General features: G+C 71.5%; 30 protein-coding genes. 18 read left to right on the forward strand and 12 right to left on the reverse strand.

Annotated features, from left to right (window positions below; translation table 11 throughout):
• Positions 1-6: 6 nt before the first annotated feature.
• Positions 7-753, forward strand: a complete 747-nt coding sequence (locus ACH4E7_RS22200; protein ID WP_396250741.1) for a futalosine hydrolase — start codon at positions 7-9, stop codon at positions 751-753.
• On the forward strand, positions 746-1,600 hold the full coding sequence (locus ACH4E7_RS22205; protein WP_396250742.1) for a 1,4-dihydroxy-6-naphthoate synthase: 855 nt from the start codon (positions 746-748) through the stop codon (positions 1,598-1,600). Before ACH4E7_RS22200 ends, ACH4E7_RS22205 begins: the two co-directional genes overlap by 8 nt.
• A 39-nt stretch (positions 1,601-1,639) precedes the next feature.
• Here the strand turns inward: ACH4E7_RS22205 and ACH4E7_RS22210 are convergent, their stop codons facing one another.
• Positions 1,640-2,023: a cold-shock protein gene (locus tag ACH4E7_RS22210; protein ID WP_270144901.1), complete on the reverse strand. Its 384-nt coding sequence runs from the start codon at positions 2,021-2,023 to the stop codon at positions 1,640-1,642.
• A 478-nt stretch (positions 2,024-2,501) separates the two neighbouring features.
• Here ACH4E7_RS22210 and ACH4E7_RS22215 point away from each other — a divergent pair, with 478 nt between their 5' ends.
• The gene (locus ACH4E7_RS22215; RefSeq protein ID WP_396250743.1) at positions 2,502-2,732 is read left to right on the forward strand and encodes a hypothetical protein; all 231 of its coding nucleotides are present in this window, start codon (positions 2,502-2,504) and stop codon (positions 2,730-2,732) included.
• Between the two features lie 21 nt (positions 2,733-2,753).
• Here the strand turns inward: ACH4E7_RS22215 and ACH4E7_RS22220 are convergent, their stop codons facing one another.
• A complete protein-coding gene (locus ACH4E7_RS22220; protein ID WP_396250744.1) occupies positions 2,754-3,383 on the reverse strand; it encodes an HAD family hydrolase in 630 nt (209 codons plus the stop codon).
• A 316-nt stretch (positions 3,384-3,699) separates the two neighbouring features.
• On the opposite strand from ACH4E7_RS22220, the gene ACH4E7_RS22225 reads away from it, so the two are divergent.
• The gene (locus tag ACH4E7_RS22225; RefSeq protein WP_396250745.1) at positions 3,700-4,677 is read left to right on the forward strand and encodes an ABC transporter substrate-binding protein; all 978 of its coding nucleotides are present in this window, start codon (positions 3,700-3,702) and stop codon (positions 4,675-4,677) included.
• A gap of 104 nt (positions 4,678-4,781) precedes the next feature.
• The gene (locus ACH4E7_RS22230) at positions 4,782-5,477 is read left to right on the forward strand and encodes a VC0807 family protein (RefSeq protein WP_396250746.1); all 696 of its coding nucleotides are present in this window, start codon (positions 4,782-4,784) and stop codon (positions 5,475-5,477) included.
• A gap of 1 nt (position 5,478) precedes the next feature.
• Here the strand turns inward: ACH4E7_RS22230 and ACH4E7_RS22235 are convergent, their stop codons facing one another.
• Complete coding sequence (locus ACH4E7_RS22235; RefSeq protein ID WP_396250747.1) at positions 5,479-6,261, reverse strand: DUF6597 domain-containing transcriptional factor; 783 nt, start codon at positions 6,259-6,261, stop codon at positions 5,479-5,481.
• A 65-nt stretch (positions 6,262-6,326) separates the two neighbouring features.
• Here ACH4E7_RS22235 and ACH4E7_RS22240 point away from each other — a divergent pair, with 65 nt between their 5' ends.
• On the forward strand, positions 6,327-6,914 hold the full coding sequence (locus ACH4E7_RS22240; protein ID WP_396250748.1) for a TIGR03086 family metal-binding protein: 588 nt from the start codon (positions 6,327-6,329) through the stop codon (positions 6,912-6,914).
• Between the two features lie 74 nt (positions 6,915-6,988).
• On the opposite strand, the gene ACH4E7_RS22245 is transcribed toward ACH4E7_RS22240, so the two are convergent.
• A complete protein-coding gene (locus ACH4E7_RS22245) occupies positions 6,989-7,615 on the reverse strand; it encodes an NADPH-dependent FMN reductase (protein WP_396250750.1) in 627 nt (208 codons plus the stop codon).
• Between the two features lie 220 nt (positions 7,616-7,835).
• The gene (locus tag ACH4E7_RS22250) at positions 7,836-8,711 is read right to left on the reverse strand and encodes a LysR family transcriptional regulator (protein ID WP_396250751.1); all 876 of its coding nucleotides are present in this window, start codon (positions 8,709-8,711) and stop codon (positions 7,836-7,838) included.
• A gap of 70 nt (positions 8,712-8,781) precedes the next feature.
• On the opposite strand from ACH4E7_RS22250, the gene ACH4E7_RS22255 reads away from it, so the two are divergent.
• Together ACH4E7_RS22255 and ACH4E7_RS22260 are read left to right on the forward strand one after the other, a co-directional pair.
• Positions 8,782-9,144, forward strand: a complete 363-nt coding sequence (locus ACH4E7_RS22255) for a nuclear transport factor 2 family protein (RefSeq protein WP_396250752.1) — start codon at positions 8,782-8,784, stop codon at positions 9,142-9,144.
• Positions 9,145-9,376: 232 nt separating this feature from the next.
• Positions 9,377-10,522 (forward strand): hypothetical protein, encoded by a 1,146-nt coding sequence (locus ACH4E7_RS22260; protein WP_396250753.1) that lies wholly within the window; start codon positions 9,377-9,379, stop codon positions 10,520-10,522.
• A 445-nt stretch (positions 10,523-10,967) separates the two neighbouring features.
• Here ACH4E7_RS22260 and ACH4E7_RS22265 read toward each other — a convergent pair whose 3' ends face one another.
• The gene (locus ACH4E7_RS22265; protein WP_396250754.1) at positions 10,968-11,327 is read right to left on the reverse strand and encodes an ATP-binding protein; all 360 of its coding nucleotides are present in this window, start codon (positions 11,325-11,327) and stop codon (positions 10,968-10,970) included.
• Between the two features lie 245 nt (positions 11,328-11,572).
• Here ACH4E7_RS22265 and ACH4E7_RS22270 point away from each other — a divergent pair, with 245 nt between their 5' ends.
• The 3 genes from ACH4E7_RS22270 (at position 11,573) to ACH4E7_RS22280 (ending at position 13,393) form a co-directional block, all read left to right on the forward strand.
• Complete coding sequence (locus tag ACH4E7_RS22270) at positions 11,573-12,436, forward strand: helix-turn-helix domain-containing protein (protein ID WP_396250755.1); 864 nt, start codon at positions 11,573-11,575, stop codon at positions 12,434-12,436.
• On the forward strand, positions 12,429-12,620 hold the full coding sequence (locus ACH4E7_RS22275; protein WP_396250756.1) for a DUF397 domain-containing protein: 192 nt from the start codon (positions 12,429-12,431) through the stop codon (positions 12,618-12,620). Before ACH4E7_RS22270 ends, ACH4E7_RS22275 begins: the two co-directional genes overlap by 8 nt.
• A 65-nt stretch (positions 12,621-12,685) precedes the next feature.
• Positions 12,686-13,393, forward strand: coding sequence for a carbon-nitrogen hydrolase family protein (locus ACH4E7_RS22280; protein ID WP_396250757.1), 708 nt, complete (start codon positions 12,686-12,688; stop codon positions 13,391-13,393).
• 52 nt (positions 13,394-13,445) lie between these two features.
• Here ACH4E7_RS22280 and ACH4E7_RS22285 read toward each other — a convergent pair whose 3' ends face one another.
• On the reverse strand, positions 13,446-14,483 hold the full coding sequence (locus ACH4E7_RS22285) for a fatty acid desaturase family protein (RefSeq protein ID WP_396250834.1): 1,038 nt from the start codon (positions 14,481-14,483) through the stop codon (positions 13,446-13,448).
• Positions 14,484-14,681: 198 nt separating this feature from the next.
• On the opposite strand from ACH4E7_RS22285, the gene ACH4E7_RS22290 reads away from it, so the two are divergent.
• Positions 14,682-14,936, forward strand: coding sequence for a hypothetical protein (locus ACH4E7_RS22290; protein WP_396250758.1), 255 nt, complete (start codon positions 14,682-14,684; stop codon positions 14,934-14,936).
• A 45-nt stretch (positions 14,937-14,981) separates the two neighbouring features.
• Here the strand turns inward: ACH4E7_RS22290 and ACH4E7_RS22295 are convergent, their stop codons facing one another.
• Complete coding sequence (locus tag ACH4E7_RS22295; RefSeq protein ID WP_396250759.1) at positions 14,982-15,575, reverse strand: TetR/AcrR family transcriptional regulator; 594 nt, start codon at positions 15,573-15,575, stop codon at positions 14,982-14,984.
• 69 nt (positions 15,576-15,644) lie between these two features.
• Between ACH4E7_RS22295 and ACH4E7_RS22300 the strand changes: the two genes are divergently transcribed.
• A complete protein-coding gene (locus ACH4E7_RS22300; RefSeq protein ID WP_396250760.1) occupies positions 15,645-16,517 on the forward strand; it encodes an alpha/beta fold hydrolase in 873 nt (290 codons plus the stop codon).
• A gap of 73 nt (positions 16,518-16,590) precedes the next feature.
• Here the strand turns inward: ACH4E7_RS22300 and ACH4E7_RS22305 are convergent, their stop codons facing one another.
• Positions 16,591-17,250, reverse strand: coding sequence for a hypothetical protein (locus ACH4E7_RS22305; protein WP_396250761.1), 660 nt, complete (start codon positions 17,248-17,250; stop codon positions 16,591-16,593).
• A 108-nt stretch (positions 17,251-17,358) separates the two neighbouring features.
• Between ACH4E7_RS22305 and ACH4E7_RS22310 the strand changes: the two genes are divergently transcribed.
• Positions 17,359-17,985 (forward strand): TetR/AcrR family transcriptional regulator, encoded by a 627-nt coding sequence (locus tag ACH4E7_RS22310; RefSeq protein WP_396250762.1) that lies wholly within the window; start codon positions 17,359-17,361, stop codon positions 17,983-17,985.
• Positions 17,986-18,231: 246 nt separating this feature from the next.
• Here ACH4E7_RS22310 and ACH4E7_RS22315 read toward each other — a convergent pair whose 3' ends face one another.
• Positions 18,232-18,912 carry a hypothetical protein gene (locus ACH4E7_RS22315; protein WP_396250763.1) on the reverse strand — a complete coding sequence of 227 codons (681 nt, stop codon included), beginning with the start codon at positions 18,910-18,912 and terminating at the stop codon, positions 18,232-18,234.
• Positions 18,913-19,272: 360 nt separating this feature from the next.
• Between ACH4E7_RS22315 and ACH4E7_RS22320 the strand changes: the two genes are divergently transcribed.
• Positions 19,273-21,774: a helicase-associated domain-containing protein gene (locus tag ACH4E7_RS22320; protein WP_396250764.1), complete on the forward strand. Its 2,502-nt coding sequence runs from the start codon at positions 19,273-19,275 to the stop codon at positions 21,772-21,774.
• Positions 21,775-21,791: 17 nt separating this feature from the next.
• On the opposite strand, the gene ACH4E7_RS22325 is transcribed toward ACH4E7_RS22320, so the two are convergent.
• Positions 21,792-22,043 (reverse strand): hypothetical protein, encoded by a 252-nt coding sequence (locus tag ACH4E7_RS22325; protein ID WP_396250766.1) that lies wholly within the window; start codon positions 22,041-22,043, stop codon positions 21,792-21,794.
• Positions 22,044-22,135: 92 nt separating this feature from the next.
• Here ACH4E7_RS22325 and ACH4E7_RS22330 point away from each other — a divergent pair, with 92 nt between their 5' ends.
• The 3 genes from ACH4E7_RS22330 to ACH4E7_RS22340 all read left to right on the forward strand — a co-directional run bounded on the left by ACH4E7_RS22330 (position 22,136) and on the right by ACH4E7_RS22340 (position 24,749).
• Positions 22,136-22,414, forward strand: coding sequence for a hypothetical protein (locus tag ACH4E7_RS22330; protein ID WP_396250767.1), 279 nt, complete (start codon positions 22,136-22,138; stop codon positions 22,412-22,414).
• A gap of 413 nt (positions 22,415-22,827) precedes the next feature.
• Positions 22,828-23,019, forward strand: coding sequence for a hypothetical protein (locus ACH4E7_RS22335; protein ID WP_396250768.1), 192 nt, complete (start codon positions 22,828-22,830; stop codon positions 23,017-23,019).
• Between the two features lie 92 nt (positions 23,020-23,111).
• Positions 23,112-24,749 (forward strand): DNA repair helicase XPB, encoded by a 1,638-nt coding sequence (locus tag ACH4E7_RS22340; protein WP_396250769.1) that lies wholly within the window; start codon positions 23,112-23,114, stop codon positions 24,747-24,749.
• A 12-nt stretch (positions 24,750-24,761) separates the two neighbouring features.
• On the opposite strand, the gene ACH4E7_RS22345 is transcribed toward ACH4E7_RS22340, so the two are convergent.
• Positions 24,762-24,923, reverse strand: a complete 162-nt coding sequence (locus ACH4E7_RS22345; RefSeq protein WP_355671330.1) for a hypothetical protein — start codon at positions 24,921-24,923, stop codon at positions 24,762-24,764.
• Positions 24,924-25,189 lie beyond the last annotated feature (266 nt).

The following is a 25,189-nucleotide window of genomic DNA, read 5'->3' on the forward strand; positions in this document are numbered from 1 at the left end:
CCTGCGATGACCGCGCACGTCTCCGACGCGCACCCCGAGCAGTCGGGCCCCGGGCGGGCCCGACTGCTCGTCGTCGTCGCGGTGCCCGCCGAGGCCGAGGCCGTGCTGCGCGGCCTGCCCGGCGGGGCCGCCGCCCTGCCGCTGCCGGGCGGTGTGCTGCACCGCTCTGAGGGTGCTCCGGTGGACGTGCTGGCCGCCGGGGTCGGCCCGGCCGCCGCCGCGGCCGCCGCCTCCGCCGCGCTGGCCGCCCACCCGTACGGCCTGGTCGCCTCGGCCGGGATCGCCGGCGGTTTCGCCCCGCACGCCCCGGTCGGCGCGACCGTGGTGGCCGACACGATCGTGGCCGCCGACCTCGGCGCCGAGACCCCCGAGGGCTTCGCCGATGTCACCGAGCTGGGCTTCGGCACCGCACGGCACACCCCTTCCCCGGCCGCTGTGGCGCTTGCCGCCCGGGCGCTGGGCGCCCTGACCGGCCCGGTGCTGACCGTCTCCACCGTGACCGGCAGCGCCGAGCGCGCCGCCGTGCTGGCCGCCCGCCACCCGGGCGCCGCCGCCGAGGCGATGGAGGGCTTCGGCGTGGCCGAGGCCGCCGCCCGGTACGGCGTGCCGGCCTTCGAACTGCGGACCGTTTCCAACCCGGTGGGCCCGCGCGACCGGGCCGCCTGGCGGATCGGCGAGGCGCTGGCCGCCCTGGAGCGGGCCTTCGCCGCGCTGCCCGTCGCCGAACTGATCGAGGAGGCCGGCCGTGGCTGAACGGCTGAGCATCGCGTACTCGCCCTGCCCGAACGACACCTTCGTCTTCCACGCCTGGGCGCACGGCCTGGTGCCCGGGGCGGGCGCCCCCGAGGTGACCTTCGCCGACATCGACATCACCAACGGCCTGGCCGAGCGCGGCGAGCTGGACGTGCTGAAGATCAGCTACGGCGCGCTGCCCTGGGTCCTGGAGGAGTACGCCCTGCTGCCCTGCGGCGGCGCGCTCGGGCGCGGCTGCGGCCCGCTGGTGCTCACCCTGCCGGGCGTGGGCTCACCGGCGGAGCTGGCCGGAAAGACGGTGGCGGTGCCGTCCGAGCGCTCCACCGCCTACCTGCTGTTCCGGCTCTGGGCGGCCGGGGCGGTGCCGGGCGGCTTCGGCGAGATCGTGGTGCTGCCGTTCCACGAGATCATGCCCGCGGTCCGGGACGGCCGGGTGGACGCCGGCCTGGTGATCCACGAGGCACGCTTCACCTACGGGCAGTACGGCCTGCACAGCCTGGCCGACATGGGCGAGGCCTGGGAGCGGGAGACCGGCCTGCCGATCCCGCTCGGCGCGATCGTGGCCAAGCGCTCGCTGGGCGCGGAGCGGCTGCGTGAACTCGCCGACACGATCCGCGCCTCCGTCCGGCAGGCCTGGGCGGACCCGGCGGCCAGCCGGGAGTACGTGCTGGCGCACGCCCAGGAGATGGACCCGGCGGTCGCCGACCAGCACATCGGGCTGTACGTGAACGAGTTCACCGCCGACCTGGGCGAGGAGGGCTACCAGGCCGTCCACGCGCTGCTCACCCGGGCCGCCGCGGAGGGGTTGGTACCCCCGCTCGACCCGGGTGCGCTCGCGTTCGGGTAGCCCCGGAACACCCCGGACGCCCCGAACACCCCGGACGCCTCAGACGTCGAACTGGTCGGCCACCGCGCGCAGCAGGCCGGCCAGCTTCTGGCCGGTGGGCTTGGCCGGGTATCGGCCGCGCTGGAGGCCGGGCAGCACCGCGTCCAGGGTGGTGATCAGGTCCTGGACGATCGGCGCCATGTCGTCGGCGCTCCGGCGCTGGGCGGCGGCCACCGACGGCAGCGCTTCCAGCAGCTGCACGGCCATCGCCTGGTCCCCGCGGTGGCCGGCGACCACGCCGAACTCGACCCGCTGGCCCGGCTTCAGCACGGTGACACCGGCGGGCAGCGCCTTGGTGTGGACGAAGACATCGCCACCGTCGTCGCGCGACAGGAAGCCGAAACCCTTCGTCTCGTTGAACCACTTGACCTGGCCGGTGGGCATCTCGAACAGTCCTCGAATGGGTGTGAGGGATCCCGGCCCTGGCCGGGGATCACTGGGTGATGTGGGAGAAAAGACGGGCCGACCTCGGCTCGGCGCCCGTGGGCGCTCACGGTCGGCACGCTGTCGGGAGCAGACTAACGGTCCGTCACTGCCTCATCCGCGATCCGCGAAGGGTCCGTGTTCCAAGGCCCGCCCGGGGCGTTGGGAGCGCCGGGATCTCGTGGTCACGAGCAACCCGGTCCTGGCACGGCCGGGGCGCGGTTCGGCGCAGTCCATCGGCTCACACCCCCGGGTCTGAGGACACGGGACGCACCTGCAGCGCCCCTCGGCACCCCGTGCATACCCCCGCCCAGCAGGGATCAAAACGTTCAGCTGCCGGGAAACTGCGCAACGTGACCGACCCGCTCCGGTGGGCGGCTCCGGCGGCCGCTCTGCCAGACTGGGGGCACCCCAGCGCAGAGCGGAGAAGTGAGCAGACGTGAGCAGCCAGAGCGCCGACCCCGGCGATGTGTACGTCAAGGCCGGGACGGTCGTCTTCGGCCTCGGCGCACTCGCCACCCTGATCACCTTCGTCCCGCTGTTCCTGCACCTGACGCCGCTGCCGACGGTCATGTACTGGCTGAGCATGCTGATGCCGGCCGGTTTCCTGTCCGCGCTGACCGGGCTGTTCCTGAACGTCCGGGCCCAGCGCCGCCGGGTGGAGCCGTAGGGCCCGTCCTGCGGACACGCCCTAGTTCGCCCCGAGGTGCCGTTCGAGCCACTCCGGGAAACCGGTGAGGTCCGCCAGCACCACGTCCGCCCCGGCCTCGCGCAGCTCCTGCGCGTCGTACGGGCCGGTGGCCACGCCGACCGCGACCGCGTCCGCGTGCCGGGCGCCCCGGATGTCGCCGAGGTGGTCGCCGACGTAGATGCTCGCACCGTGCTCGCGCAGCGCCTCGCCCTTGGTCTCGGCCCAGAGGTCGCCGATCACGATGTCCGCCGCCATCCCGGCGTGCTCCAGGTGGAGGTGGGCGTTCGGCTCGTACTTGCCGGTGATCACCGCGACCCGGCCGCCGTGGGCGCGGACCGCCTCGACGGCGGCGTGCGCGCCGGGCAGGGCCACGGTCGGGGCGAAGGCGCGGTCGCGGTACAGCTCGCGGTAGCGGGTGGCGACCCGCTCCACCTCCTCCTCCGGGAACCAGTTGCGGATCTCGTTCAGCAGCGGCGGGCCGAGCCGGGTGACCACCAGGTCGGCGTCGATGTAGGTGCCGGTCTCGGCGGAGAGCGCCTGGTAGGTGGCATGGATACCCGGCCGGGTGTCCAGCAGCGTCATGTCGAGGTCGAAGCCGACGGTGAGCGGGGTGGGCGAGGACACGGGCATACCGCCAGGCTATCCAACGGGCACCGGGGGTGACGAGGCGATTTACCCCGGCTTCGAGACGGAACTTAGGTTGGCCTGAGTTTTCCGCGGGAGGGCTCATGACCGACACCACCGCACCACCGGGAGCGCGGCGCACGCCCGGTCGCCGGGTACGTGCCGGGTGGTGGCACGGGGCACGCCCGGGGAGGTGGTGACGGCGGAAGCGGTGGACGCTTGACGGCGTCTGTGGACGCTTAACGGCACTTTAGGCGCGATTTCGGACATAATCGACGGGCTCTCGCCCGTTGCCGCGTCGTCTTCGCCGGAGGACCCGCCGATGCCCCGGATCGCCCGCCGTACGTTCCTCGCCGGTCTCGGCGGGGCCGCGCTCACGGCGTGCACCCCCGGGAAGCCGGCACCGCCGACCACCGACAGCCTGGCCGCGAGCACCATCCCCTCCCCCACCCCGGTGCCGCCGGTCACGGTGAACGCCGCGACCGGGCCGGTGCTCGTCCCCGGCGAGCCACTGCGGGTGGTCGTGCTGGACACCGATGTGCTCGACTCCGCGCTGACCCTCGGCATCACCCCGGTCGGCGCCGCCCTCCCGGCCGCCGACACCGGCTTCCCCGACTACTGGCCGGCCTCCCGCACGACGGGCATCTGGCTGGTCGGCCCACCCGGCGCGCCGGACCTCGCAGCCGTACGGGCCCTGCATCCGGACCTGATCCTCTCCAACCAGGCCCGCGACGGCGACCGCTACGACCAGCTGAGCGCGCTTGCTCCGACCGTCCTCACCCAGACCACCGGGGCGCCGTGGAAGGCGAACTTCCAGCTGCACGCCCAGGCGTTGAGCCGGGTGGCGGCGGCCGCGGCCTTCGTCGCCTCGTACCAGAAGCACGCCGGGCAGGTGGCCGCGGCGCTGGCGGCGGCGAAGCTGTCAGGCCGCAAGGTGAGCCTGGTGCGGTTCACGGAGGGCGGCGGGATCCGGCTGTTCGGGCGGCAGAGCTTCCCCGGGATCGTGCTCGCCGACGCCCAGGTGGGGCGGCCGGACGCACAGAACGTCGACCAGTCGGACTTCGAGGTCCCGCTGGAACAGATCGGCCGGGCCGACGGCGACCTGCTGCTGTACTCGACCTACGGCGACCCGGAGCGGGCGGGCACCGACGCGGCGCTGGCGAGCCCGGGCTGGCAGGCGCTGGGGGCGGTCAAGGCGCACCGGGCGTTCCCGGTGGACGACCAACTGTGGTTCCAGGGGATCGGGTACACCGGCGCCAATTTCATGCTGGACGAGCTGCAGCGCTTCCTCGGGGCATAGTCGGTCTACTGACGATATGTCGACTCGCCGAGGGTTGTGCAGTCGAGCGGTGAGTCCGCCACAATGGGCCGCCAATCACCACACTCGTCCCGGGGGACAACACCATGTCAACTGCGGTAGCTCCGACCGCTCCCGCCCGCAAGGGGAAGGCCGCCGCGCTCGGCTGGCTGATCAGCATCGCGTTCAACGTGGTCGCGCCGATCATGATCTACAACCAGCTGCACGACGCCGGCTACAGCGAGTCCACCGCCATCCTGCTCTCCGGCCTCGGCCCGGTGGTCGACACCGCGATCTACCTGGCCTGGCACCGCCGGATCGACGAGTTCGCCGTCGTCTCGCTGGTCTTCGTCGCACTGAGCCTGATCGTCGCGCTGATCGGCCCGACCGACCCGAAGATGCTGCTGGCCAAGGACTCCTTCGTCTCCGGCCTGCTCGGCGTGTTCTACCTGGCGTCGCTGGCCGCGCCGAAGCCGATCATGTTCTACTTCGGCCGCAAGTTCGCCACGGACGGCACGCCGGAGATGGTCGCCTGGTGGAACTCGATGTGGCAGTACGAGGGCTTCCGCCGCGTCCAGCGCAACCTGACCGTCGTGTGGGGGATCGCCTTCGTCCTGGAGGCCGTGCTGCGCATCGTGTTCGTCTACACCCTGTCGCACGGCACGGTGGTCACGATCAACAACATCCTTCCGTACGTGGTACTCGGCGGGCTGGTGTACTTCACCATGACCTACGCCAAGCGGGCCAGCGCCCGCGGCCGGGCCGCCGCCGAGGCGGCTGCGGCTGCCGCTGCCGCTGCTTGATTCAGCGGGAACTCGCGTAGCGGGCCGGTGAGATGCCGACCGCTGCGGTGAAGTCCCGGGTGAGATGGGCCTGGTCGGCGTAGCCGAGTTCCGACGCGAGCGCGGCCAGGTCCAACTCTCCTTCCGCTGCGGCGCGTTCGGCTGCCTCGTGCAGCCGGGCCCGCCGCAGCACCCACTTCGGAGAGGCGCCGACGTACTCGGCGAACAGCCGCTGGAGACTGCGGACGGTCACGCCCAGCTCGCGGGCCAGCTCGTCCACCCGGCACAGGTCCGGCGAGGCGGTGATCCGGTCCACCATGGCGGCGACCCCCTCGGCCACCGGGTCGGGAGCGGGCAGGCGGGGCAGCAGGAAGGCATCGGCCCGCTCGGCGTCCGGCGCGTCGAGGATCCGGGCGTTGAACCGGTCCACGTCGGCGCCGAAGTACTCGGCGGCGGGCACGGACCGGTCCGCCAGGGCGCTCACCGGGTGCCCCGAGAAGGCGCGGAAGGCGCCGGGCCGGAACCGCACGCCCAGCACGTGCCCGGCCCCCTCCAGGCGGCGGACGAAGAGCGAGCGGTCCACCCCGTACACCCGGGCCCACGGGGCCTCGAAGACCAGGTGGACGTTGGGGTGCGCGAGCACCTTCTGCTCGTACGGGGCATGGCCGCGCAGATCCCAGCGGACCAGCCAGTAGTACTCCACGAAACGCGCCACGGCGGGCGCGGGCGCGAGCCGCTCCACGCTGATCAGCTCGGCGGCCTTGGCGGGGTGCAGCACGCCGCGGCCGAGGTCGGGAGAGTCCATGGCGGCCAGGCTAGCCGTCGCGTTTCTTCAAGACCGGGTGGCGCGGGCCGGTACAGGCTTGCGTCATGAACGCTCACCCCATGCACCCCTTCCTCGCCCGTGCCGCCTCCGCTGCGGCCGGCGTCGCCGCCGCCGTTCCGGCCGGGCAGTCGCTCGACGCGCCGACGCCCTGCGGGGAGTTCGACACGCGCGCGCTGATCAACCACTGGGTGCTCTACACCTCGCACGGCCTGGAGCACCGGGCCCGGCGCACCGAGCTGCCCGAGGAGTTGAGCTCGCGGGACTTCACGGCGGACGCCGACTGGCGCTCGGCGTACGCGGCGCAGTTGGAGCGCGCGGTCGCGGCCTGGGCCGACCCGGCTGCCTGGGAGGGGGACGTCGACCTCGGCGGATCGCCGGTGCCGGCGGTGGGGATCGCCCGGATGCTGATCCTGGAACTGGTGCTGCACGGCTGGGACGTCGCGCGGGCGACCGGCGGGGAGATCCCGGTCGACGAGGAACTCGCGCTGGTAGCCCTGGAGATCGTCGAGGAGAACGCCGAGCTGTACCGGCAGTACGCGGGCTTCGCGGAGGTGGTTCCGGTGCCGGACGACGCCTCGGCGTGGGAGCACGCGCTCGCCGCCTCCGGGCGCGATCCGCGGTGGAAGGGCTAGCGCGAAAACCGTTGTGACTCATCGCGCTGTCCTCGCGATGAGGGAGGGGCCTCCTGCTGGGAAGGGCGGGTGGGCTATGTCTCGGCGCGCTGGGTGACCTGGGCACTGGTCTGGTCGCCGAGGAACTCGTACCAACAGCGTTGCAGCGCCGGGTAGTTCGTGTCCGCCTCGACGAGGCCGAGAAATGCCTTCACGGTGGCAGCGAGCCGGTCCTGCAGTCCGGTGTCGTTCAGGTCGCCGCTGTCGCCGAACGCCTGGTGGGCCCTCGCCAGGCTGAACATGTCCGGATAGACACGGGCCCCGAGATGTTCCAGCGGAACGCGGAGCGCCCACAGTCCCCGGTTTCCTCCCACCATGGAGGGAGAAGCCGAGACCAGCAGGGCGTGCTTGTCCTTGAACGGCTGCGGGCGGAAGCGTGACAGCCAGTCGATCGCGTTCTTCACCACGCCGGGGACCGATGCGTTGTACTCCGGCGAGGCGAGCACGAACGCCTGTGCCGCCTGAAGGCGGTCGCACAGGGCGACGGCGTTCTGTGGCTGGCCCTGGGCGGTCTCGACGTCCCCGTCGTACGACGGCATGCCGAAGTCCCGCAAGTGGGCGAGATCGGCGGCGGCGCCGTTCTCGGCCAACAGCTTGGCGGTCAGCATGGCCAGCTGCCCGTTGAACGATCCCGTCCGAAAGGACCCGGACAGCACCAGCACGCGTAGCGGCTCACCGTGGCCGTCGCCCGGAACCGGCTGGACGGCATCCCGCAGTGCGCCCACCGTACGGGAGGAGGCCGGAATGGCTGGATTCGCACTCACATGTGCCACCCTGCCACGCGACTGTCCGCCTCGCCGCCCGCGCTGGTCCGAACGCGGGCGCGCGGGTCCGCCCGGCGACATCCCCCCCTTCTCGCCGCGACTGTCACCGATCGAAGCGCTAGGAACTCGCCAGCGCCTTCCGCAGTTTGGCGCGCAGGAGGCGGACGGCCGGGGACTGTTGGTCGCGGCGGGCGGCGAGGCCCAGCCTGGCGTGCGTGGTGGCGTCGGCGAGCGGGACGACCCGCAGGCCGGCGCCCTCGACCGAGGAGGCGCTGAGCACGGCGACCCCGGCGCCGCGCTCGGCGAGGCGGAGCAGGGCCACCGGGGAGCTGGCTTCGATGTCCACGCGCGGGTCGAGGCCCAGCTGCGCGCAGGAGCGATCGTAGGCGGCGCGCAGGCCGGTGCCCGGGGAGAGGCAGAGGATCTTCTCGCCGCGCAGGTCGGACAGCTTCAGCTCGGCCCGGTCGAGGGGATGCCCGACCGGGACGACGGCGGCGATCGGATCGTCCACGACCACGCTGACCTCCAGGCCCGGGGCGACCTCGCCCGCGTAGCCGATCAGGGCCAGGTCGAGGGAGCCCGCGAGCACCTGGGACTGGAGCAGCTCGGAGTGGCCCTCGTGCAGGCTCAGCTCGATGCCGGGGTGGGTGCGGCCGAGGTCGGCGACGGTGTCCAGGAAGGGCGGAATCGAGCAGCCCATGATCATGCCGAGGCGGACCCGGCCGCGTACGGCGTCGGCGAACTCGGCGGCGGTGTGCCGGATGGCGTCGAGGGTGGCCAGGGCGTTCTTGGCGAGCGGGAGGACGGCCTCGCCGGCAGGGGTGAGCTGCACCCTTCGGCCGGCACGGTCGAGCAACTGCTGACCCAACTCGCGCTCCAGCTTGGCGACTTGGGTGCTGACGCCGGACTGGCTGACGTGCAGGCGGTTGGCCGCCGCCGTGAAGGATCCCTCGTCGACGACGGCGGCGAAGTAGCGCAACTGGTGCATCTCCATGACTCAGGATGATAGCTGGCATCTGATCTATCTGTTGGACGGATGGATGGGCGGGCGAAAGGATGAAGACATGACCACGACGAAGACTGCGCGCGAGCTGGCCGAGACCTACTTCACCGCCTGGGAGACGGGCGACTTCGACACCATCCGGGGCCTGCTGGCCGACGATGTCGACTTCGTCGGGGCGCTGGGCACGGCGTCGGGAATCGAGGAGGCGCTGGGCGGGCTGAAGGGCCTCGGGCAGGTGCTGGAGAAGATCGACGTGAAGGTGCGGGTGTCGGAGGGCGATGAGGTGGTCACCTGGTTCGAGCTGTGCACCACGGTTGCGCCGCCGGCGCCGACGGCGAACTGGATGCACGTGGAGAACGGGAAGATCGCCCGGATCCGGGTGACCTTCGACCCGCGCGGACTGCTGGCGGGCTTCGGGAAGTGAGTCGCACGGGAGGGCCGTGATCGCCGGGGGCGGTCACGGCCCTCCCGACCTTCCCGGCGATCGGCCCGAACGGGGGATCGCAGTGGTGCCGTCGGCTGAACTCTGCGGCCGGTCGCTTCGGCCGATTTCCACCCGGGGGAACTGAGAACCGTTCCGCTGTCCGGCGTGAACCCAGTCGCCACGGCCTTCCACGGGCCGGCGCCGCCAGAGAGAGAAAATCCCAGTGAAGAACATGCTCCTCCGGGGATCCGCGATCGGTTTCGGGCTGACCATGGGCCTGGCCGCAGTCCCCTCCACCGCGTTCGCGGCACCACCCACCACTGTCGCGTGCGGTGACACCGCCGGGCTCGTCGCAGCTGTCAGCGCCCTCAACGGGCCCGGCGGGACGATCGCGCTGGCCGAGAACTGCACCTACGCGTTCGGCAGCCAGTACGACAGTTCGGGCGACGCCCTGCCGCCCATCACCGGGAAGATCACCATCACGGGCCGCGACTCCGCCATCGTGCGGTCCACCGACACCCCGTCCAACCAGTTCCGCATCCTCCAGGTGACCTCGACGGGCGACCTCACCCTCCACGGCGTCGAGGTCAGTGGCGGTGCCACCGACCTCGGAGCCGGCATCTTCAACAGCGGCAAACTGACCCTGGACAAGAGCGCCGCCACCCACAACTCGGCCTCGGGCGGCGGCGGCGGCATCTTCAGCAGCGGCGGAACGGTGACGATCCGCCACAGCAGCGTCTCCGACAACGTCTCCGACGGCGAGGGCGGCGGCATCGACAGCCTCTCCCCCACCGTCCTGACCGTGGCGGACAGCTGGATCAACGACAACCAGGCCGCCACCGACGGCGGCGGCATCGACAACCAGGGCGCCCTGTCGGTCGAGGGCAGCACCTTCGCCCGCAATTCCGCCCGCAGTGGCTCCGGCGGTGGCCTGTTCAATGTCGGGGGGCCGAAGACGACCCTGAAGTACAGCGATTTCATCGACAACTTCGCGGGCACCGACGGCGGCGGCATCGACAACGAGCCGAAGGACCGGGTCCTCGACATCACCGGCGGCGAGATCAGGGACAACACCGCCGGCCGCGACGGCGGCGGCCTCAACAACGCGGGCATCGCGACGCTGACGAAGGTCGAGGTCAAGCTGAACTCAAGCGGTCGCGACGGCGGCGGCATCAACAACCAGACTGTCCCGCTGGAGAGCGCCGTGGCCACGCTCACCCTCAACCACAGCACCGTCACCGAGAACACGGCCGCGCGCGACGGCGGCGGCATCAACAACCAGACCGGCTCCGCCGTGACGCTCAACGACAGCCGCGTCATCAGGAACACGCCCAACAACTGCACCCCGCTGAACAGCATCGCGGGCTGCCAGAACTGACGATCGATGGGTGGGGGTGGCGTCTCGTGATGGCTCCGAGCTGCCACCCCCGCACCAGGACTCCGCTCAGATGTCCTCGTCGGGCGGGGCCGCGCGCAAGGCGGTGACGACGCCGAGCGCCACGGTGGCGATCGCGAGGGCGAGGAGGACCGCGAAGGCGGTCGCGATCAGGAATCGCACGAGGCGTCCCGGCCCCGGTCCCGGCCCTGGTCCCGCTCGACGTCGAGGAGCAGGGTGAGGAGGTTCAGGAGAGTGGAGGCTGGGGCCGTGTTGAAGCGGACGAGGACCCGGCCGTCGATGGTCCTGTCGGTTCCGGCCGAGGGCCAGATGAGGCCGAACTTCTTTCCGCGTTACTGGGGTTCGGCGAGGAGGGTGCGGATGTGGTCCTCGGTGTAGGCCGGAATCCGGGGATCGGTCGGCTTCATCGGGCGGCGGGGAACGGGCATCAGGCGGCGTCCAGCTCGAACCAGACGCACTTGCCGCGCTTCTGCGGGTCGACGCCCCAGCGGCTGGTGAGGCCGGCGACGAGCTGGAGGCCCCGGCCGGACTCGGCGAGGAGGGAGGGGGCCTGGAGGCCGGGAACGACGGGGCTCTCGTCGGAGACGGAGACCCGGAGGACCTTGTGGAGGAAGAGGATCTGGACGATCGGCGCGGGCGTGCGGCCGTGCCGCCAGGCGTTCACGAGCAGTTCGCCGAGGGCGAGTTCGGCGTCGAACGTGGAGGAGGGGTGCCAGCCGGAGCGGATCATCGCGTCGCGGAGGGACTGGCGGGTGAGGGCGAAGGAGGGCGTGTTGAGGTGACGCATGGGAGTTCTCCCGGGCGCGGTTGAGAAGGAAGATCCGGCGGACATGGGTCGCCGTGAACCAGGCCACGCAAATGGGCATGGCTGCTCTGCGGCGCCTGCCAACAGGCGTTACTGACGATCCGTCGGATCGATGTGAGAACGACCATAGCGCAGCTTGACTACAATTGAAGGCAATCCGGCTCAGGTTCCCCCTTCCGTGCGAAGCGCGGCAGACTGGTCCCCACGCGCCCCACCGAGAGGACACCATGCCGCTACGCCGCGAACCGACCTTGCGACAGCGCCGGCTGGGCACAGAGATGCGAAAGATGCGCGAGCTGGCAGGACTCGGAGGCAGCCAACTCGCCCGCGCGCTCGGCCTGGCGCCAACCCAGGTGACCCAGATGGAGACGGGGAAGATCGGCGTCAGCGCCGAACGTCTGCGCACAGTCGCCGCAGCGTGCAGTTGCTCCAACACTCCCCTCATCGATGCCCTCGCAGAGATGGCCGTCGAACGCAGGAAGGGGTGGTGGGAGGAGTACCGCGGAACAGTCTCCTCAGACCTGCTCGACCTCGCAGAACTTGAGGAAACCGCAACAAGACTCATCGCCTACACGATCACGTTCGTGCCTGGGCTGCTTCAAACCGATGCATACGCCGCCTCAGTCTTCGCCCGGGCCATCCCACCATTGCCCCAGCACGAAGTCGACGTCCGTATGGAATTCCGGATGAAGCGGCAGCAAATCATCCGCCCAAATGGGGTTCCCTACCGCGCGTTCATCCACGAAGCAGCTCTCCGCATGCAGTTCAGTGGACCAAAAGTTCTCGCTGAGCAGCTCGAAGCTCTCATCAGGCACTCCGAGACCCCAGAGGCCTCAATCCGCGCGGTACCGTTCGATATTGAGTCCCTTCCTGGCCCGAGCGAGAACTTCATCTACGCAGAAGGCGCTGCGCCCGAGCTGGACTCAGTTCAGATCGACACCACCCACAACAGCCTGATCCTCGACTCTCCTGCACCACTCGCGAGCTACCGCGAGATCCTTGATCGGATGGCTTCCGTTGCGCTCTCGGAGGAGGAGTCACGAGACTTCATCCGACAGATCAAGAAGGAGATAGAGAGCAAGCATGGATAGCTCCGTGTGGCAGAAGTCCAGTTACTCCGGCGCAAACAACGCGTGCGTCGAAGTCCGCACGGCTGGCGACGCCGTCGAACTCCGCGAGTCCGACGAAGGCCACCTCATCCTCCGCACCACCCCCACCGCCCTCGCCGCCCTCCTCCACGGCATCAAGGCCGGTGAATTCGACCACCACGCCTGATGGGACCGGAGTAGGAAGTCGGTCTCGCCGACTTCCCACTCCCGTCCCGTGCCATGCTCGACACCATGAAGATCGCTGCGGCTCAACTCACCTGCGTCCCCACCGACATACCCGCCAACGTCCGGCAGCTCGTCACCCTCGCCGGACAGGCACGCGAGCAGGGCGCCGAGCTGATCGTCTTCCCCGAGCTCACGTTGACCGGGTACGAACTCGAAGCCATCGCCGCCGATCCCAACCTCTGGGTGACCCCGGACGACGCCCGCCTGGACGCCCTCCGATCCACCGGGATCGCCACCGTCGTCAACTGCGCCGTCACCACCGACGGGCCCAGGCCCGCCATCGGAACGTATGTCTACGGCAGCGACGGCGAGCTGATCACCACCTACCTCAAGCAGCACCTCTACGAGAACGAGCAGGGCATCTTCACCGCAGGTGACCGCGACGGCCGCTTCGAACTCAACGGCCTCCGCTTCGCGCTCGCCACCTGCTTCGACAACCACTTCCCGGACCTCACCGCCCGAGGTGCCACCGACGGCTGCCACGTCCACCTGGCCAGCTCCCTCTACGGCACGGGCAACGGCATCCACGAGCGGGCGACGGTCTACCCGGGCATCGCCAAGGACTCGAACCTGCACGTCGTCCTCGCCAACCACGTCGGCCCGTCGGGCCCGTGGACCGGCTGCGGCGGCGCCGCCCTGTGGGCCCCGGGCGGCGCCCTCCTGGCCGAGGCCGACGACCACGCGACCACGGTGGCCGTCGCCGACATCCTCTAGCCATGCCCGCGGAGCAGGAAGTCGACCAGGCCGACTTCCTGCTCCGTCCGCCTCAACCACCGGAGCGGATCGGCTCGCCCGTCCGGTGCAGGTGGCCGAGGATCTCGCGGTACGAGCGGAGCAGGCCCGTCTCGTAGTACGGGATGCCCTCCTCCGCGCAGAACTCCCGGGTGATCCGGGCCGCCCGCCCGAGTGCGGGGGTGGGCATGCTGGGGAAGAGGTGGTGCTCCACCTGGTAGTTGAGGCCGCCCATCACCGAGTCGAGGACCGGGCCGCCGCGGACGTTGCGCGAGGTGAGCACCTGGCGGCGCAGGAAGTCGAGCCTCATCTCCGGGGTCACCATCAGCATGCCCTTGTGGTTCGGGGCGAAGACGCAGCCCAGGTAGACGCCCAGCAGCGCCTGGTGCACGGCGAGGAAGGCGACCGCCTTGCCGACCGGGAGAGCCGCGAAGACGAGCCCGAAGTAGGCCGCGAAGTGCACGACCAGCAGCGCGCCCTCCAGCAGCGGCCGCTTCACCACCGGGCTGCGCAGCGCGCGGAAGCTGTTGAAGCTGAGGTTGAGGCCCTCCAGCAGGAGCAGCGGGAAGAACAGGTACGCCTGTCGGCGGCCGATGAACCGGGCGAGTCCGCTCGCCTGCCGGGCCTGCCGCTGGGACCACACGACGAGGTCGGGCGAGACGTCCGGGTCCCGCTCCTCGTGGTTCGGATTCGCGTGGTGGCGGGTGTGCTTGTTCATCCACCAGCCGTAGCTCATGCCCATCAGCAGGTTGGCGGCGATCCGGCCGCCGATCTCGCTCGGCACGCGCCGGCTGAACACCTGGCGGTGCGCCAGGTCGTGGGAGAGCAGTCCGATCTGGGCGAAGACCACGGACATCGCCGCCGCCAGACCCAGCTGCCACCAGGTGTCGCCCAGTGCGAACAGGGCCCACCAGCCGCCGAGGAACGCGGCGAGCACCAGGCCCGCGCGGGCGGCGTAGTAGCCGGGGCGCCGGTCGAGCAGCCCTTCGGCGGCGATCCGGCGGCTCAACCGGGCGAAGTCGCTGCCGCCGCCCTCCGGTTGTGGGGCGGGGGCCTCGGGAGCCTTGGTCATCGTCACGGGCTGTGTGGGCATGACCCGAGTCTGGTTCGACGGCCGGCTGCGAAGAACGGGGAAAGCACCCGTCCCGTACGGGTGTTAACCCCCGCACCGCGAGGGGTGCCAGCGGGCCCGAGGCGCCCCGGCCGCGGGACAGCGTGTCGGAGCCACGGTCTACGCGCCCCATCACCTACGAGTTCTGGGGAAGACCGGATGTCCTACGACGAATACGAGTACCTGCCCGCACTGATCATGGCCATGGCCGATCCGTCCGAGGAGCAGTGGACCATCGACGGCTGGCGGATCGCGCGGCTCGGCCTGGTCCAGGGGTCCGCCGACTACGGCAAGATCTACGACCCGTTGGGGCCGGAGGCCACGGGGTGGACCGTCACGTACATGATGTTCGTCAGCATCCCGCTGCCTGTCCCTTCGTGCCGTCGGTGGTGCTCCGCTGTGCACCGCTGTTGAACCGACGGATCGCGGCGGGCGGATGTGACGGACACGCGGAACAGGTCACGGCCGGAAGAGTTCGTCCAGGTGGTGGGTGAGGATCGCCAGCGCCTGCTCGCCGTCCCGTTGGCCGCCGAGGACGCTCGATCCCAGCCCGTTGACCATCGCCAGCAGTCCGGCGGCCGCCATCTCGACGTCCCGCTCGGGCGCGATCCCCCCGGCCTGCTGGGCGGCGCGGAGCTGCTTGACGAGGAAGCCCTCCAGGACGACGGGCGGCTGCGCGGCCTGCTGCTCCAGCACCTCGGGGTCGCTGAGGACGAGCGCGTAGTACGCCGCGTACGTCCTGGTGATTCGGCGGCTCTCGGCGTCCGTCGGCAGGATGCAGGACAGGATCGCGGTCACCACCTCCCGGGGGGTGCGCGCCTCGCCGATCCAGCGTTCCATCCGGGCCTGGAGCTGGGTGCCGAGCCTGGCCAGGGCGTCCAGCAGCAGGCCCTGCTTGGTCGTGAAGTAGTACTGGACGAGCCGCAGCGAGACGCCGGCCTCGGTCGCGACCGCCCGCATGCTGGCCGACTGCAGGCCCTCGGTGTCGGCGATGCGCAGCAGGGCCTCGGCGATCTGCCGTCGGCGTTCCTCGTGGTCGACCTTCCCGGTCATGAAGCGGCCTCCAATGTCCCTCTCCGCGCTCTTGGTACACCCGTATCATGCATGTGATACACATGTATCATGCGAATCAGCGAGTTCAAGAACGGCCAGGCCGAAGACCGCTTCCGCGCCGCCTACGAGCGCGCGCTGACCCAGCTCTGGCCCGGACAGCGGACGCCCGTCGACGTTCCGACCGGCTTCGGCACCACCCGCGTCTACCGCACCGGCCCCGCGCACGGGCAGCCGATCGTCCTGCTGCCCGGCTCCGGCGGGAACGCCCTGATGTGGCACGGGTACTTCGCCCGACTCTCCCGGCAGCACCCCGTCATCGCCGTGGACACCGTCGGCGAACCGGGAGCCAGCGTGCAGACCGCCCCGATCAAGGACGGCCGTGACGCCGCCGACTGGCTGGAGGAACTGCTCGCCGCCCTCGACGTCCCGTCCGCCCACGTCGCCGGCTGCTCCTACGGCGGCTGGATCGCCCTCCACCACCAGATCCGCCACCCCGGGCGGACCGCCGGCCTCACCCTGGTCGACACGGCGGGCCTCGCCGACGTCGGCCGGCGCTTCTACACCTGGCTCATCCTCGGCGGCCTCGCCGCCCTGGCCCCGCGCGCGCTCCGCCCCCGACTGGCCCGGGCGGTCGGCAACAGCGCCATCCTGGAGACCGAGCTGATGGCGCTGATGCGCGCCTCGATGGGGTTCCGCCGCCGCCTGCCGCTGGCCACCACCCTCACCGACGAGGAACTGGGCCGTCTGAGCGCCCCCGCGCTCTTCCTGCTCGGCGAGCGCAGCGCCATGAACGACGCCCGGGCCGTCTCCGAGCGGCTGCACCGGCTCGCCCCGGCCGCCCGGGTCGAGATCGTGCCCGACGCGGGGCACTCCCTGCCGACCGACGACCCGGCGGCCGTCATCAAGGGGATCCTCAGCATGGCGGCGCGGCAGGCCGGTTGACCCACTCCAGCCCCTCCGGCCCCTCCAGCGCGTCCTCGCCGCGCTCGCCGCGCTCGCCGCGCTCGCCCTACCGTCACGCCACCTGGCGCTGCGCCACCTGGCGGCGGACCGCCCAGACCGCCCCGCCGAGAGCGAACCCGTAGACGGACACCAGCCCGTGGCCGTTCTCCTGGGCGAACCACATCGCGAGGCCCAGCGCCGGGACACCGACCGCCAGAGCGAGCTCCTTGGGGAGGCGGGTGCGGGTGAGGAAGGCGAGGGCGAGGGTGGCGCCGAGGAAGTAGGTGGCGCCGGAGCTGCCGGCGAAGTTGCGGGGGTCGGTGCTGGGGCCATCGCCGAAGCCGAACAGGGCGTCGATCCGGCCGGGCAGCAGGATCCCGGCGAGGAAGAAGCCGAGGGCGAGCGGACCGCCCCAGTACCACTGAGCGAGCGCGGCGACGGCGGCCAGGGTGACGAGGTTCCACAAGCCGCCGAAGAGGCCGCCGTTCTGCATGAACACCGAGGTGAACTCGCGCCACCAGCCGGACTTGGCGGGGTCCGCGTCCAGCGCGTCCATGGCGCCGGACCAGACCAGTTGGAGCGCAACGCCGCCGACGGCGACCGCGGTCAGGGCGACCGCCGCCCACGGAATCCGCCGCCCGCGCAGGGTGTCGCGGCCGACCACGCCGAGCCCGCAGTTGACCATCATGACCATCAGCGCGGCCGTGGTCACGTTGAAGACGATCGCCCCCATGACTGCCACTCCCCCCGGACTCCGGCAATTCCAACACCGTTCGAAACCTGATGGCGCAAAGCTAGCACAGTTTTCGAACAGCGTTGGAACATCTTGTACGGTGGGCCCATGAAGCTCACCAAGGAGCGCATCGTCGACGCGGGCATGGCCGTCTTCGCCGAGGTCGGCTACCAGAACCTGTCCATGCGCCAGGTCGCCGACCGCCTCAACGCCCACGCCGGCAGCCTCTACTACCACGTACGCGGCAAGGACGAACTGCTCGCCCTGATGGCCGACCGGGTCTGCCGCCGGGCCTACGACGCGGGCACCGAAGCCCTGGCCGCCCTCCCGCCCACCGCCACCTGGCCGGACCGCGTCGAGGCCCAGGCCACCGCCCTGCGCCTCGAAATCAAGCAGCACCCCGGCGGCGCCCAGCTCCTCGCCGAGAGCCCCGGCGTACTCAGCACCGGCGGCCTCTCCCTGATGGAACGCCTGCTGCGCACCCTCCTCGACGCCGACCTGCCCGCCGCCCACTGCGGCATCGCCGCCGACACCCTGCTCAGCCACGTCACCGGCTTCGTGCTCCAGGAGCAGAACCAGCCGGCCACCCCGCCGACCGTCACCGCCGAGCTCTATGCCGAGCTGTGCGATCGGTTCCCCCTGGTCATGGGCGAGTTGATCCCACGGCTGAGCCAGGACGAGAAGTTCACGCGAAGCATCCGCCTGCTCTGCACGGGCTTCGCGGCGCTGTCCTAGCCGACGGGGTCCGGCGGGGTCCGGCGGGGCGGGATCAGTAGATGTCGTCCGGCAGACTGCGGCGCCACTCCTGGAACCGGTCGAACCGGGTTGACGTTCAGCAGGGTCACGAATCGATGCGACGTGAGCGCCGTCCGCCGCCTACTGGTCGAACTCCGGCGACGCACACGTCGATTGGCGGCCCGCTTCAGCGCCACCGCTATGCGACCGGCCCGGCACCCGCCAGGTGCCGGGCCGGCCCCGTGCTCAGCCCTGCTGCGGCGGGCGGCGGCGCAGACCGAGCAGCAGCAGGACCACCGCCGTGAGCACCGCCGCGGTACGCAACACGCCCGGCGCCATCGACCAGCTGAACTGGCCCAACGGGGAGCCGGGTTGGGCGGCACCACCGCTCTGCTTGGCGTGATTCATCGCGAACAGGGTGGACGCGCTCATCGTGATCAGCGGGATCCCGAGGATCACGAACTTGCGCATCGTGTCGGAGATCTGACGCGTCAGATAGCCCAACCCCCAACCCGCCAACATGGCCGGGAAGAAGCCGGACACGGCGCCGCCGACCAGCAGCCCGCAGGAGAGCAGGATCAGCGGGGACGGCTTGCGGGCGCCCTTGCTCGGGGCCGAACCGGCAGCGGCGGCCTTGGCCTTGGCCTTCCTCTGCTTCTTCGCGTTCACGGGCTTCGCCGCGGCCTGCTCGGCGGCGGCCGCCTGGGCGGCCGCTTCCTCCGCCGCCCGCTGCTCGGGGACCGGCTGCGGCGCGCGCTGCGGTGTGTCGGAGAAGTCGAGCATGGTCATGGTCCACGGGCTCGAACTCTGCACCGTCGGCGGCGGGATCACGTCCGAACCGGTCTCGGGCCCGCCGACACCCGGCAGGTCCAGCGACACGTTCGGAATGCCGCCGGTCGCGGTGGGAGCGGCCGACGGACCGTACACACTGTCCTCCGCCGGAACGCCGGGGCCGCCAGGAGCACCCGAGAACTCGCCCGACGAACCGGATGAACCGGATGAACCGGATGACCCCGAAGAACCGGACGGCCCTGACGCCCCCGCCCGTTCGCTCCAAGGCCCGCTCTTGCGCCACCACTCGCCGTCCGTCATCACCGACACCCCGCCTCGCCCGGCTCGTCCCTTGAGAGCGCGGCCGCCCACCGAACCGCCCTCGGCCGTGACGCTACCCACCGTGCCCGGCCTGCGCGAGTCCGCCGCGATCACCCGTCCGCACCGCTCCCCCGCGAGGGCACCCTGCCGCGCGAGGGGACCCCGTCGTCCGTGCGCCCGACTAACCTAGGTCGAATGACCACACAGCAGGGCCCTCAACGCCAGGGCAGGTCCGCCGCCGGCCCCCGCACCCTCGCCGAGGAGCTGCGGGCGCGCCCCGACGACGCGCTCGCCGCCCTGCTCCGTTCCCGTCCCGACCTGCTGAACCCGGTCCCCGGCGACCTCACCCAGCTGTCCGCCCGGCTGTCCTCGCGCGCCTCCGCGCTGCGCGCCCTGGAACGGCTCGACCGCTTCACCCTGCAGGTCGCCGAGGCGTTGGCCACCGCGCCGGACGGCACCGGCCTGGCCACCGTACGGGCCCTGCTGGCCGGCCCGGCCAAGGTCAAGCCGCACCCCGGCGCCACCCCGCTCACCCCGGCCGACCGGTCCGCCGTCGCCGGCGCGCTCCCCCGCGCGATCGCCACCCTGCGCGACCGGGCACTGCTCTGGGGCCCGGACAACGGCCTGCGGCTGGTCCTCGCCGTGCGCGAGGCGCTCGCCCCGACCGCCGCCAACCCGGGCCGCACCGGCCTCGGCCCGACCCTCGCCGAGGCCACCGTCGGCATGTCCCCGGCCCGGCTGCAGCAGCTGCTCGCCTCGGCCGGGCAGCCCGCCACCCCGGACCCGGTCACCGCCGTCGCCGCGCTGACCGCCCTGCTCACCGACCGCGCCCGCTGCGCCGCGCTGCTCGACACCGCCCCCGAGCCCGCGCTGCGGCTGCTGGAGCGGCTGGTCTGGGGCCCGCCCACCGGCACCGTCCCGGACGCCACCCGCCCGGTCACCGCCGAGGACGCGCAGAGCCCGGTCGAGTGGCTGCTCGCCCGCGGCCTGCTGCTGCCCACCAGCCCCGGCAGCGTCGTACTGCCGCGCGAGCTGGCCCTGCACCTGCGCGGCGGCCGCACCCACCGCACCGTCGAACCGGTCCAGCCCGAGCCGGCGCCCGCCGCTCCCCCGCGCGATCCACAGGCTGTGGACAGCGCGGCGGCCGGCCAGGCGCACACCGCCGTGAAGACCGTCGAGGAGCTGCTGGACGCCTGGGGCCTCACCCCGCCGCCCACCCTGCGGGCCGGCGGCCTCGGCGTACGGGACCTCAAGCGCACCGCCCAGACCCTGGAGACCACCGAGCAGCTGACCGCCTTCTGGCTCGAACTCGCCTACACCGCGGGCCTGCTGGCCCCCGACGGCGAGGCCGACGAGTGCTGGGCGCCGACCCCCGGGTACGACAGCTGGCTGCAGCTGGACACCGCCGAGCGCTGGTCCGTGCTGGCCACCGCCTGGCTCACCGCCACCCGGGTGTCCGCCCTCACCGGCACCCCGGACAGCAAGGGCAAGCCGCGCGCCGCCCTCGGCCCCGAGCTGGACCGCACCATCGCCCCGTCCGTCCGCCGCGCCACCCTGGCCCTGCTCGCCGAGCTGCCGCCCGGCACCCCGGCCACCGCCGAGGAGCTGCTGCCCACCCTGCGCTGGCAACGCCCGCTGCGCGGCGGCCCGACCGGCCCGGACGGCCGCGAGCTGCGCGACGACCTCACCACCTGGACCCTCGCTGAGGCCGAGCTGCTCGGCATCACCGGCCGCGGCGCCCTCGCCGCCCCCGCCCGCGCCCTGCTCACCGCCGAGTCCGACCCGGCCGAGGTGCTGGCCCCGCTGCTGCCGCGGCCGCTGGACCACGTGATCCTGCAGCCGGACCTCACCGCGATCGCTCCGGGCCCGCTGCTCACCCCGCTCGCCCAGGCGCTCGCGCTCTGCGCCGACATCGAGTCCAAGGGCGGCGCCACCGTCTACCGGTTCACCCCGGCCTCCGTCCGACGCGCCCTGGACGCCGGACGCACCGCCACCGACCTGCAGACCTTCCTGGCGCAGCACAGCCGTACGCCCGTCCCGCAGCCGCTCAGCTACCTGATCGACGACGTCGCCCGCCGCCACGGCATCCTGCGGGTCGGCGCCGCCTCCTCCTACCTGCGCTGCGACGACCCGTCGCTGCTCGGCGAGGTCCTCGCCGACCGCCGCGCCGCCGACCTGCGGCTACGGCTGCTCGCCCCCACCGTCCTGGCCTCCCAGGCCGCCCCGGACGTACTGCTCGCCGCCCTGCGCACCATGGGCTACGCCCCGGCCGCCGAGTCCGCCGAGGGCGACGTGCTGATCACACGCCCGGACAGCCACCGCACCCCGCCCCGGGCGGCACCCACGCCCGTCCCGGACGGCCCGCCCAGCCCGGACGACACCCTGCTCGCCGCCGCCATCAAGGCCATCCGGGCCGGCGACCGCGCCGCCACCGCCTCCCGCCGCGAGCCCACCCCCGACCCGCGCCGACTCCCCCGCACCGCGGCCGCCGAGACCCTGGCCGCCCTGCAGACGGCCGTCCTGCTCGGCGAGCGGATGTGGATCGGCTACCTCAACGCCGAGGGCATCGCCAGCCAGCGCATCATCGACCCGGTGAAGGTCGAAGGCGGCTTCGTCACCGCCTTCGACCACCATGCCGACGAACTCCGCACCTTCGCCCTCCACCGCATCACCGGCGTCGCGGAGCTGGACGAATAACAGCGGGTGACCGGGCGTCAGTGCTTCTGCGCCTCCTTCATCTTCTCCTTGACCGCTTGGTCCGCCAGGCTGCCGATCTGCCCCTGCCCGACCGGCAGTCCGCCGCCGCCGACCTGGTCCGCGACCAGGAACGCGGGGGCCGCCAGCAGGCCGCCGGGCCCCTCGCCGACGCCCGCGAGGGCGTGGGCGGAACCGGCCGAGGAGGCGGTGGCGGCGAAGGCCGTGCCCATCAGGGCGAGGGCGGTGAGAACGCGCTTAGAGCTCTTCATGACCAGCTCAACGAGCGAGTACGCACTGTGGTCACCCGGAGCCGGAGCGCCTGAACGGCATCGCGGGCGGGTTCGGGCTTGGCTACTAGCAGTTGCAGGAGTTGCCGGACTCGCCCGGCACCATCGTGGTCGGCCCCGAGGGCGTGGTCGACGGCGTGGACGGCTCAGAAGGCGTGGTCGACGGCGTGGACGGCTCAGAAGGCGTGGTCGACGGCGTGGACGGCTCAGAAGGCGTGGTCGACGGCGTGGACGGCTCAGAGGGTGTCCTGGGATGCGAGGGCGGCACCGACGTGGTGCCCTGCGAAGGCCCCGTCGACTTCAGACACTCCGCCGCAGCGGCGCCCCATCCCTTGCCGAAGTTTTTCGCGTAATCACTCGCCCTTTCATCCGCAAGCTTCCGTTCCGGAGAATTGAGCGGCGCCTTATTTTGCGCATCGGCAAGATCGGATGGGAGCCCCGATTCGCTGGCAGGCGGATTTTCCGGAAGCTTTTCTCCCGAAGCGCAGTAACGTGCGCCGGCAGTGTATCCCGCGGCATAGCCGTAACCACCCTGATCGCCGCCTTGTGACGGTACTGCGGTTACGGCACTTACCGGGGAAAGAGCGGGCCTCGCCAGGGCCGTTCCGGTGCCGCCGAGGAGCGTGCCGATCGCCACTGCGGCGGCGGCAGTGAGCCCGCCGGCTCGCTTTACTCGCTTAACCTTGGATACTTCAATCGACATTTCAACTTCCACCCCATTCATCTTTTTTGCCTCATTCCCCTCTCAGTCAAACTACCTCGCGACATGCGATGCCGAAAGGACCGGGCAGCCCGCCACCTGCCGCGCGGTGCCGACGGCGGCACCGGCTTCCGCGGCGCGCTCTTCCTCTCCACCGCCTCACCCCAGCTCGAACGCCTCAACACCGTCGTGGGCGCCTTCGAGTACGAGACCGACGCCGGCGGCAAGTCCACCGGCAAGTCCTACGAGTGGAAGTAGCCCCCGATAGCCCGCCCACGTTCCGCGCGGAATGAGCGACACTGGAGGGTCTGCGTCAATCCAGCCTGTCAGCCAGTGGAGGGCTCCCCCGCGTGAACGACGGACCGCTCATCGTCCAGAGCGACAAAACTCTTCTCCTGGAGATCGACCACCCCAAGGCCGCCGACTGCCGCCGCGCCATCGCGCCGTTCGCCGAGTTGGAGCGGGCGCCCGAACACGTGCACACGTACCGGGTGACACCGCTCGGACTGTGGAACGCGCGCGCCGCCGGGCACGACGCCGAGCAGGTGGTGGACGCCCTGGTGACGTACTCGCGCTACCCGGTGCCGCACGCGCTGCTGGTGGACGTGGCCGACACCATGGGGCGGTACGGACGGCTCCAGCTGGTCAAGCACCCGACGCACGGACTGGTGCTCACCACCACCGACCGACCGGTGCTGGAGGAGGTGCTGCGCTCCAAGAAGATCGTCCCGCTGGTCGGCGCCCGGGTCGACCCCGACACCGTGGTCGTGCACCCCTCCGAGCGCGGCCAGATCAAGCAGGTGCTGCTCAAACTCGGCTGGCCCGCCGAGGACTTCGCCGGGTACGTGGACGGCGAGGCGCACCCGATCGACCTGGAGGAGGACGGCTGGCAGCTGCGCCCGTACCAGGCGCAGGCCGTCGAGGGCTTCTGGCACGGCGGCTCGGGCGTGGTCGTGCTGCCCTGCGGCGCCGGCAAGACCCTGGTCGGCGCGGCCGCGATGGCGCACGCCAAGTCGACCACGCTGATCCTGGTCACCAACACCGTCTCGGCCCGCCAGTGGAAGCACGAGCTGGTCAAGCGCACCTCGTTGACCGAGGACGAGATCGGCGAGTACAGCGGGACGAAGAAGGAGATCCGCCCGGTCACCATCGCCACCTACCAGGTGATGACCACCAAGCGGAAGGGCGTCTACGCGCACCTGGAGCTGTTCGACGCCCGCAACTGGGGCCTGGTGGTCTACGACGAGGTGCACCTGCTGCCCGCTCCGGTGTTCAAGTTCACCGCCGACCTGCAGGCCCGCCGCCGGCTCGGCCTGACCGCCACGCTGGTGCGCGAGGACGGCCGCGAGGGCGATGTGTTCAGCCTGATCGGCCCCAAGCGCTTCGACGCCCCGTGGAAGGAGATCGAGGCGCAGGGCTACATCGCGCCCGCCGACTGCTGCGAGGTGCGGGTCACCCTCACCGACTCCGAGCGGCTCTCCTACGCCACCGCGGAGCCGGAGGAGCGCTACCGCTTCTGCGCCACCACGGCGACCAAGCGGCGGGTGGTGGAGGCGCTGGTCAAGAAGCACGAGAAGGACCAGACGCTGATCATCGGCCAGTACATCGACCAGCTGGACGAACTCGGGGAGGTCCTGGACGCCCCCGTGATCAAGGGCGAGACCAGCAACGCCCAGCGCGAGAAGCTCTTCGACGCGTTCCGCAACAAGGAGATCGGCGTCCTGGTGGTGTCCAAGGTCGCGAACTTCTCGATCGACCTGCCCGAGGCCACCGTGGCCATCCAGGTCTCCGGGACCTTCGGCTCCCGCCAGGAGGAGGCCCAGCGCCTCGGCCGCGTCCTGCGGCCCAAGGCCGACGGGCATGCGGCACACTTCTACTCGGTGGTCGCCCGGGACACCGTGGACCAGGACTTCGCCGCCCACCGGCAGCGCTTCCTGGCGGAGCAGGGCTACGCGTACCGCATCATCGACGCGGACGACGTGCTGTAACCGTAGGAACGTTCAGTAACGGACACCGTCGCGCCCGAGGAAGATCACGCGCGCGGCGGTGTCCAGGGCGATGCCGACGTTGCGGACGACGGTGCTCAGCGGATTGCGGTGGCGGCCCTGGACGGCGGTCGCGCCGGCCGGGCCCGAACGGGAGGTGTTGTGCTGAGTGCTCATGTCTTCAACGGTAGGCACCCGACCGGCCCCCGGCATCACTCCAAAGGCCGTATCCACCAGGACGGCCGTCGTCCTCCAGGTGTACCGGCACCCCTGAGACCTGCAGGGCTGGAACCCCGAGACCGACGGGTCTAAGATCGTCCGTCTGCCCCCTCCCGAACCGTGGTACCTGCCGGTGTCCCGCAGGCAGCCGGGGGAGGTGCCGACCGCACGGCAACCGGTCGGCTGTACTCACCGTGAGCTCCATCGATCCGCTGCGCCCGCGA

The sequence above is a fragment of the Kitasatospora sp. NPDC018058 genome, assembly GCF_044327205.1.
Taxonomy (GTDB): domain Bacteria; phylum Actinomycetota; class Actinomycetes; order Streptomycetales; family Streptomycetaceae; genus Kitasatospora.

Coding starts and splice junctions, on each gene's coding strand:
- ACH4E7_RS22345 (WP_355671330.1), bottom strand. CDS start 24,923: ATGAGCACTCAGCACAACACCTCCCGTTCGGGCCCGGCCGGCGCGACC.
- ACH4E7_RS22275 (WP_396250756.1), top strand. CDS start 12,429: ATGGATAGCTCCGTGTGGCAGAAGTCCAGTTACTCCGGCGCAAACAAC.
- ACH4E7_RS22285 (WP_396250834.1), bottom strand. CDS start 14,483: ATGACCAAGGCTCCCGAGGCCCCCGCCCCACAACCGGAGGGCGGCGGC.
- ACH4E7_RS22270 (WP_396250755.1), top strand. CDS start 11,573: ATGCCGCTACGCCGCGAACCGACCTTGCGACAGCGCCGGCTGGGCACA.
- ACH4E7_RS22225 (WP_396250745.1), top strand. CDS start 3,700: ATGCCCCGGATCGCCCGCCGTACGTTCCTCGCCGGTCTCGGCGGGGCC.
- ACH4E7_RS22210 (WP_270144901.1), bottom strand. CDS start 2,023: ATGCCCACCGGCCAGGTCAAGTGGTTCAACGAGACGAAGGGTTTCGGC.
- ACH4E7_RS22280 (WP_396250757.1), top strand. CDS start 12,686: ATGAAGATCGCTGCGGCTCAACTCACCTGCGTCCCCACCGACATACCC.
- ACH4E7_RS22265 (WP_396250754.1), bottom strand. CDS start 11,327: ATGCGTCACCTCAACACGCCCTCCTTCGCCCTCACCCGCCAGTCCCTC.
- ACH4E7_RS22320 (WP_396250764.1), top strand. CDS start 19,273: ATGACCACACAGCAGGGCCCTCAACGCCAGGGCAGGTCCGCCGCCGGC.
- ACH4E7_RS22300 (WP_396250760.1), top strand. CDS start 15,645: ATGCGAATCAGCGAGTTCAAGAACGGCCAGGCCGAAGACCGCTTCCGC.
- ACH4E7_RS22220 (WP_396250744.1), bottom strand. CDS start 3,383: ATGCCCGTGTCCTCGCCCACCCCGCTCACCGTCGGCTTCGACCTCGAC.
- ACH4E7_RS22235 (WP_396250747.1), bottom strand. CDS start 6,261: ATGGACTCTCCCGACCTCGGCCGCGGCGTGCTGCACCCCGCCAAGGCC.
- ACH4E7_RS22290 (WP_396250758.1), top strand. CDS start 14,682: ATGTCCTACGACGAATACGAGTACCTGCCCGCACTGATCATGGCCATG.
- ACH4E7_RS22230 (WP_396250746.1), top strand. CDS start 4,782: ATGTCAACTGCGGTAGCTCCGACCGCTCCCGCCCGCAAGGGGAAGGCC.
- ACH4E7_RS22305 (WP_396250761.1), bottom strand. CDS start 17,250: ATGGGGGCGATCGTCTTCAACGTGACCACGGCCGCGCTGATGGTCATG.
- ACH4E7_RS22335 (WP_396250768.1), top strand. CDS start 22,828: ATGCGATGCCGAAAGGACCGGGCAGCCCGCCACCTGCCGCGCGGTGCC.
- ACH4E7_RS22260 (WP_396250753.1), top strand. CDS start 9,377: ATGCTCCTCCGGGGATCCGCGATCGGTTTCGGGCTGACCATGGGCCTG.
- ACH4E7_RS22250 (WP_396250751.1), bottom strand. CDS start 8,711: ATGGAGATGCACCAGTTGCGCTACTTCGCCGCCGTCGTCGACGAGGGA.
- ACH4E7_RS22255 (WP_396250752.1), top strand. CDS start 8,782: ATGACCACGACGAAGACTGCGCGCGAGCTGGCCGAGACCTACTTCACC.
- ACH4E7_RS22240 (WP_396250748.1), top strand. CDS start 6,327: ATGAACGCTCACCCCATGCACCCCTTCCTCGCCCGTGCCGCCTCCGCT.
- ACH4E7_RS22200 (WP_396250741.1), top strand. CDS start 7: ATGACCGCGCACGTCTCCGACGCGCACCCCGAGCAGTCGGGCCCCGGG.
- ACH4E7_RS22295 (WP_396250759.1), bottom strand. CDS start 15,575: ATGACCGGGAAGGTCGACCACGAGGAACGCCGACGGCAGATCGCCGAG.
- ACH4E7_RS22325 (WP_396250766.1), bottom strand. CDS start 22,043: ATGAAGAGCTCTAAGCGCGTTCTCACCGCCCTCGCCCTGATGGGCACG.
- ACH4E7_RS22310 (WP_396250762.1), top strand. CDS start 17,359: ATGAAGCTCACCAAGGAGCGCATCGTCGACGCGGGCATGGCCGTCTTC.